The organism is Caryophanon tenue (assembly GCF_001700315.1).
Lineage (GTDB): Bacteria > Bacillota > Bacilli > Bacillales_A > Planococcaceae > Caryophanon > Caryophanon tenue.
This window is the reverse complement of sequence record NZ_MASJ01000037.1, coordinates 1-4,623: the sequence shown is the minus strand read 5'-3', so window position 1 is coordinate 4,623 and position 4,623 is coordinate 1. Positions and strand designations below refer to the sequence as shown.

Sequence of the window (4,623 nt, the reverse complement as noted above, 5' to 3'; positions counted from 1 at the left end):
GTGCCTGCCTGAATATATGCGTTATTTGATTACGGGCTTACAGTATTCTTGCGATTACCTCTATTTTTTCAGGGTTAATTGGTTTTTGGATTATTAAATTTAGAAAGGAGAATAACCTTTGATATATATTTTTACACAAAACTACCCTTCAGAGGAAAAAAGGTATGCTATGACATATGTACATAGTAGGAATCTAATTTATTTGAAGCATAAACTTAAATTTAAAGTTGTCTCTATGGAAGCGAAATCAAACTATACTTTTGAAGAAGTGGATGTTATTACCAAGAGAAGTTTTGAAAGTTTGATTGATATGAAAAAGATTTCTAGTGATGACGTTATTATTTGTCACGCTCCTAATTTAAGAAATCATTTGAAATTAGTAAATTTAATTTATAAATCTGTAAAAAAAATAATATTCATTTTTCATGGTCACGAAGTGTTGAGAATAAATGAATATTATCCTCCAAATTATAAATTTAAACGAACTAATATTTTTAAGAAACTGCTCATAGAAACATATGATTTTTTAAAACTTAAAGTAATGCGAAACTTTCTTCATAAGCTTAATAAATTTAATAAAATAGAAGTAGTATTTGTAAGTAAATGGATGTTGGAAAATGCGGAAAAGTCTCTAAAAATGAACTTTAAAAATTTTAAAACACATATTATTAATAATAATGCTAATTTTCATGTTATTAGTAAGAATTATAGCAAAGAAAAAAGTCTGGCAGATTTTATTACTGTTCGTCCTTTAGATGATTCTAAGTATGCTATAGATCAAGTCGTTTCATTTGCTTATAAAAATCCAAATTATACTTTTCATATTTATGGGAAAGGAGATTATTTTATACATAACTCTAAACCGTCTAATATGAATATAATTAATGAGTTCATTCATCCTAAAGATTTTCCAAATTTGTTAAATCAATATAAGTATGCACTGATGCCTACTAGATTAGATGCCCAAGGAGTAATGATGTGTGAAATGGCTGTGTATGGTATACCTACAATTACGTCGGATTTAGAAGTATGTAAAGAAATGTTAGGGAATTTTAAAAATGTTTATTTAGCCTCTCAAAGCTTTTTCGAAAATAAAGTAAATGAAGAAATTTTACAAGAAATTTCAAATCAAAAAAGTGACAAAAGAAAATTTGATATTGATAATACCGTACAAAGAGAAATTAAAATTTTATTGGAAATCAAGGAGGCTTAAATATGAGAAAATTAACAGTAGTAGGCTTAGGTTACATCGGATTACCAACATCAGCAATGTTTGCAAAACATGGTTGGAATGTAGTAGGTGTGGATGTAAACGAACGTGCCATTGAAAAATTAAATCGTGGAGAAATTCACATTGAAGAAGTAGGTTTACCAGAAGTAGTGGCGGAAGTTGTAGCTACAGGGAAGTTACGTGGCTCTTTACAGCCAGAAAAAGCAGATTGCTTTATCGTTGCTGTACCAACACCACACAATGCAGATAACACAGCTGATTTATCATACGTAGTAAGTGCCACAAATTCAATCGTACCGTATTTAGAAAAAGGCAATGTTGTCATTATTGAGTCAACAATTCCACCACGTACAATTGATGATGTCGTAGCACCGATTTTGCGTGAAGCTGGTTTTGAGCCAGGGGTAGATGTGTACTTAGCACATTGTCCAGAACGTGTATTACCAGGGCGTATTTTAATCGAGCTTGTAGAAAATACACGTATCGTAGGTGGGATTAACGCAATTTCTGCAACAAAAGCGGCAGAAGTGTATGCAACATTTGTACAAGGTCAAATTTTAGAAACATCAGCACTATCAGCAGAAATGGCAAAGTTAATGGAAAACACATATCGTGATGTAAACATTGCTTTAGCAAACGAACTCGTAAAGATTTCTGAAAAATTAGGGGTAGATGCATTAGAAGTAATTTCACTAGCAAATCATCACCCACGTGTGAATTTACACCAACCAGGCCCAGGTGTAGGCGGTCACTGTTTAGCAGTAGACCCATACTTCATTATTGAAAAAGCACCAGAAGAAGCACAAATTATTGCATTAGCACGTAAAACAAACAACTCAATGCCAGCATTTACAATTAAACAAATTAACAAATTAATTTCATCTAAAGATGCAAAGATTGCAGCGTTCGGTTTAACGTACAAAGGAAACATTGACGATGTACGTGAAAGTCCAGCAATGGATATTGTCAACGAATTATTACATGAAGGTTATAATGTATCAGTATTTGACCCACATGTTCACCAAGAACAAGTGAAATTCACATTATCAAATTTTGAAGATGCAGTAAAAGACGCGGAGTTAATCGTTGTTTTAACAGACCATGATGAGTTTAAAGTAATGGATGAAGAGACAATTACGAAGCTGATGAAGCAAGCACAAATTTTAGATACAAAAAACTGTGTAAAAGTTTCAGACGATGCAATCAAATATGTGAACTTTGGTACATTAAAGGGTAACGTAAATGAAGAATGTTTGGTTAATTAATCATTACGGCAATACGATGTATGAAAACCAAGGTGGACGTCACTACTGGTTTGCAAAAGAGCTCGTGAATCGTGGTTATAATGTAACAATTATTTGTTCAAATCAGTTTCATGAGAAGAATGAAGAGATTTCTATTGAAAAAGGTTTATATAAAATAGACCATAAAGACGGAATTCGTTTCATTTTCATAAAATCGGTAAGTTCACAAGGGAATGGAGGAAAGCGTGTGTTAAACATGCTTTCTTTTTACCGTAATGTTATGAAAAGCTATTGGAATTGGATTGATGATAACGCTACAAGGCCGAATTATATTATTGGATCGAGTGTACATCCATTATCGATGGTAGCAGGCATTAAAATGAGTAAAAAATTAGGTATTCCACCTATTAGTGAAGTTCGTGATTTATGGCCTGAGGCAATATTCTCTTTTAACAAAGCTAAAGAAAATAGTTTTATGGGGAAGATGCTCGTTAAAGGTGAGAAATGGATTTATGAAAATTCAAAAGCAATTATCTTCACTAAAGAGGGCGATGTCGATTACATTAAAGAACAAAAATGGGATACAGCTTCAGGTGGTAAAATCAACTTAGAAAAGTGCTTCTACATTAATAACGGTGTCGATTTAGATTTCTTTGATGCAGAAGCTACTAACAATGCGCTAATAGATGAAGATTTGGATAACGATAAGTTTAAAGTAGTTTATGCAGGTGCTTTACGTCCAGTGAATAATGTGAGCACTTTAGTTGAGGCAGCAACATATTTAAAGGACTACAAAGATATTCAAATTTTAATTTATGGCCAAGGCATTGAGTTCGAAAAGCTACAAACGCTTATTAACGAACAAAATTTAACAAATGTAAAGTTGAAAGGCTTTGTTAATAAACGTAATATCCCATATATTTTAAAAAAATCATCGCTTAATATTTTAAACTATTCTCAAAGTCAATATAACTGGTCGCGTGGTAATAGTTCCAATAAGCTTTTTGAATATATGGCTGCAGGAAAGCCTATCATTTCAAATGTTAAGATGGGTTATTGCCTATTAGAAAAATATGACTGCGGTTATATCACGCAAGATAATACAGCTAAAGCTCTAGCAGAAGAAATTTTGAAAGTTTATAGCTTAAATGAAAATGAATATACACGATTTAGTGAAAATGCGAGAAAAGCAGCTGCTGATTTCGATTTTGGTGTCTTAACAAGTAAGCTTGAAGACGTGCTAAAATACGTGTCGAAGAGGTAAGGACAATGAAAAGATTATTAGACTTCCTCATTAGTTTCATCATGATTATTTGTTTATGTTGGTTATTTGTCATTGTCGGGATTTTAATTAAACTAAAGTTGGGTTCACCAATTGTCTTTACGCAACCACGTCCTGGTAAGAATGGCAAAGTGTTTAATGTATATAAATTCCGTTCAATGACAGACGAACGTGACGAGAATGGTGAACTATTGCCCGATGAAATTCGTTTAACGAAGTTTGGACAATTATTGCGTAAACTTAGTCTAGATGAATTACCACAATTATTTAATGTATTAAAAGGGGATATGAGCTTTGTAGGTCCTCGTCCGTTATTAGTAGAATATTTACCACTTTATAATGCACGTCAAGCACGTCGTCATGAAGTGCGTCCAGGAATTACAGGTTGGGCACAAGTAAATGGACGTAACGCCATTTCTTGGGAGCAAAAATTCGAATATGACGTTTGGTACGTGGAAAATCGTTCATTATTATTAGATATTAAAATTTTGTTTTTAACCGTTAAAAAGGTGTTCATTAGTGAAGGAATTAGTGCTGATGGACAAGCAACAATGACAAAGTTCACAGGTACAAAGGAGAACTAAATATGCAACGTTACATCTTAATAGGTGATAGCGGTCATAGTAAAGTGATTACAGATTGTATTACGTCTAATAATGATATTGTTGTGGCAAAACTCGATGATAAATATACAGAAGTATTTGAGGAAGAGGCTATCGTAAAGGGGCCTCTTTCTGCGTTGCCGGATTTATTAGATGCGAACACGAAAATAATCATTGCTATTGGTGCTAATCACATTCGAAAAAAAATTATGACTAAGCTCACTGTAAGCCCGTAATCAAATAACGCATATATTCAGGCAGGCA

At 32.9% G+C, this 4,623-nt stretch carries 5 protein-coding genes; all 5 read left to right on the top strand.

Annotation, left to right across the window (positions count from 1 at the left end):
- Positions 1-202 precede the first annotated feature (202 nt).
- The 5 genes from A6M13_RS12435 to A6M13_RS12415 are packed head-to-tail and all read left to right on the top strand — an operon-like array spanning position 203 to position 4,595.
- Entirely contained in the window at positions 203-1,213 is a 1,011-nt protein-coding gene (locus A6M13_RS12435; protein ID WP_169817448.1) for a glycosyltransferase, read from the top strand.
- Positions 1,214-1,215: 2 nt separating this feature from the next.
- A complete protein-coding gene (locus A6M13_RS12430; protein ID WP_066546844.1) occupies positions 1,216-2,496 on the top strand; it encodes a nucleotide sugar dehydrogenase in 1,281 nt (426 codons plus the stop codon).
- A complete protein-coding gene (locus A6M13_RS12425) occupies positions 2,474-3,739 on the top strand; it encodes a glycosyltransferase family 4 protein (RefSeq protein ID WP_066546843.1) in 1,266 nt (421 codons plus the stop codon). The genes A6M13_RS12430 and A6M13_RS12425 overlap by 23 nt, the downstream gene beginning before the upstream one ends.
- A gap of 5 nt (positions 3,740-3,744) precedes the next feature.
- Positions 3,745-4,341, top strand: a complete 597-nt coding sequence (locus tag A6M13_RS12420; RefSeq protein WP_066546842.1) for a sugar transferase — start codon at positions 3,745-3,747, stop codon at positions 4,339-4,341.
- 2 nt (positions 4,342-4,343) lie between these two features.
- The gene (locus A6M13_RS12415; RefSeq protein WP_066546840.1) at positions 4,344-4,595 is read left to right on the top strand and encodes a PglD-related sugar-binding protein; all 252 of its coding nucleotides are present in this window, start codon (positions 4,344-4,346) and stop codon (positions 4,593-4,595) included.
- Positions 4,596-4,623: the final 28 nt, after the last annotated feature.

Bases quoted from the DNA above. Each gene is read 5' to 3' on its own strand.
- A6M13_RS12430 (WP_066546844.1), top strand. From the start codon at position 1,216: ATGAGAAAATTAACAGTAGTAGGCTTAGGTTACATCGGATTACCAACA.
- A6M13_RS12425 (WP_066546843.1), top strand. From the start codon at position 2,474: ATGAAGAATGTTTGGTTAATTAATCATTACGGCAATACGATGTATGAA.
- A6M13_RS12420 (WP_066546842.1), top strand. From the start codon at position 3,745: ATGAAAAGATTATTAGACTTCCTCATTAGTTTCATCATGATTATTTGT.
- A6M13_RS12415 (WP_066546840.1), top strand. From the start codon at position 4,344: ATGCAACGTTACATCTTAATAGGTGATAGCGGTCATAGTAAAGTGATT.